Origin of the sequence: [Clostridium] clostridioforme AGR2157, from assembly GCF_000424325.1 — a bacterium.
GTDB classification, from domain to species: domain Bacteria; phylum Bacillota; class Clostridia; order Lachnospirales; family Lachnospiraceae; genus Enterocloster; species Enterocloster clostridioformis_A.
Genome location: NZ_AUJR01000118.1, coordinates 1 through 2,333, shown reverse-complemented (window position 1 = coordinate 2,333; position 2,333 = coordinate 1). Strand labels below are relative to the sequence as shown.

Genomic DNA, 2,333 nt, shown 5'->3' with positions numbered 1-2,333 from the left:
TCATAGGAAGTGGTCATGCCATTGGCATCTGTTTGTGATGCTACCCTGTTGTCAGCGGAATAGGAAGTAAGTATGGTATCGCCGTTTGCATACTCAACCTTCACGGTCCGTCCGCGGTCATCCAGATGATACAGCACATGATTTCCACGGTTATCTTTCATGATGGTTAGGTTGCGCTCGTAGGAATAGGTGCTGACATTTCCTAACGCATCTTCCTGCTCAGTGACTCTTCCTTCGCTGTCATAGGTATTCCGTATGAACATGGAATCATTCTCATCATACCATGCCGTCATGTGGTTGGCATCGTCGTATTCATACCTGCGCACACCGCCTTCAGGGTCAGTTACGGAAATGAGGTTATCCTGGTCATCAAATTCATAATGGATTGTCCCGCCATCCGGAAGTATGATGTCGGTAATCTTTCCATCATCATCCTGGGTAATTTCAAATATCTTGCCTGAAGGTGTAATAATCTGGTGCAGCTGGCAGGCGCTGTCGTACACATATGAGGTCTTATAACCCTTCCTGTCTTTTTCTGTAACAAGCAGACCATATGCGTTGAATGTCTTGACACTTCCGTCCGGCTGTGTGATTTCCCATCCGATGGAAGGCTTGACAGCTCCGTTTTCTTCCCCGCTTTCTTCCTCACCATCCTCCTCAATTGTCATTACAGCAGCGTTTGACGGGCTGGCCGTGCGGTACTGAGCGGTTGATGGACTGGCTGTACGGATTTCCTCTTCACCATCACCAGGGAACTGCTCCTCATCCTCTTCATCTTCATCCGGACTTTCCATGGTTAAGACCTCAATAGAATCGACCGGCCTCAATGTATAATCATAGCCGTCAGGGCCTTTGTAGGTTCCATCCTCGTCTTTTTTAAATATGATTCCCTTGCCGTCCTCCCTGGAATAGAATATCCTCCCATCCTCCAGGACCATGATTTTCTCACCAACACGTGTACTCCAGCCTTTTCCGAATTCAGAACGGAAGAATGGGTTCTTTGAGTTATAACTCCTGGAAATTTCAAAGGTACCGCCTAAGTCCTCGATGGATGCGTCGGTCTGCTCCATGTAATAGGAACCGGATGACATATTGATTGGGTCGCCGTCATGGTCGTAACGCGGGTCACGGCCGGCCAGGATGGCCTCCAGCAGATACTTTTCCAGCTTGTCTTTAGGAATCTTAAATGTATAGGGCACATCTGTCTTTGGTTTCCTAATAAAGAGGATATCCCCGGCTGTTGTGAGCTGCCCTGTTGTCATCTGGTTATCTGCTTTGATTACTCGGATGAGAATACCATAATGTTTCGCAATCCTCGCAATATCATCCTTGACCTGTACTTCATATAGCAGGAATTCATCTGAGGTCTTCAGTTCGCTGGTTTCAGTCCCCTCGCCTAACGCCGGGTTCCCCTCTTCATCCTCAATTATCTCCTTGCCTTCCCCCTGGGCTGTTATATAATACTTTGTGTCCGTCTGAAGGTCTTCCGTCATGAAGGCAGGGTCACCTTGCCAGTTGCCCTCTAAGTATCCGAAATTGATACAGTCATCCGACACCTTCCAAAAATCCGGATATGCCAGGGCTTCCCCGGCCGTCACGTTACCATTATCAGTCTCATTATCCCCTTCCACTTCATAAAGGTTGTATGTAATATCTGAACCTGCCTGGGACACTCCCCATGGAACGATGCCAACTGTGCTTCTGCCTCCTGCGTCACTTGGCTTGACACCAGGGTCCACATGAAGCTCAAATTCACTCATTGGCAGAGTCAGTAAATCCTTATCATTCAATTCCCCGGACCAGGCCACTTCCAGCCTCGGCCCATATTTCGCGTTCCAGCCATTATAAATGGTTTCAGCCCACATGACATCCTCGATGGAACCTTCATACGGTAATTCCGAAAGTACCTTCAGCATCAGACCATGGCGTGTGGAAGGCTCCTTCAGCCATTTGTCGTAAATCTCCGTAATGTTAAAGGACATGGGTTGGTCCTTGCCCTCTGAAAATTGGTAATCTCCCAGCTGCGGCAGGTCACCGCCATCCAGAGCCTTATCTATCTGCCCCGAATGCATAGCATACCATGTCAGGGTTTCCTGATTCCAATCACGCTCGGGCGCAAGGGCGATGAAAGCACTGCGCTGTACGGTATCTTTCGTCATAATTGTTACCGTCAGCCGTACATCGTTAATAGCTGGCCCGTCACCGTTTTCATCCCGCCTTGCCATTAAGGATTCCCAGTCAGGACTTATCTCCATAAAGGCCCGGCAATATCCGTAATCCTCTGAGTAACCGACCATTGTATGGCCATTATCACCAAAGTAGGTTTTAGGTAC

The 2,333-nt window shown here is 48.5% G+C and carries 1 protein-coding gene; it reads right to left on the bottom strand.

Annotation, left to right across the window (positions count from 1 at the left end):
* A partial coding sequence (locus G614_RS28930; protein WP_242828207.1) for a DUF6531 domain-containing protein occupies positions 1-2,225 on the bottom strand: 2,225 nt, incomplete at its 3' end.
* Positions 2,226-2,333: the final 108 nt, after the last annotated feature.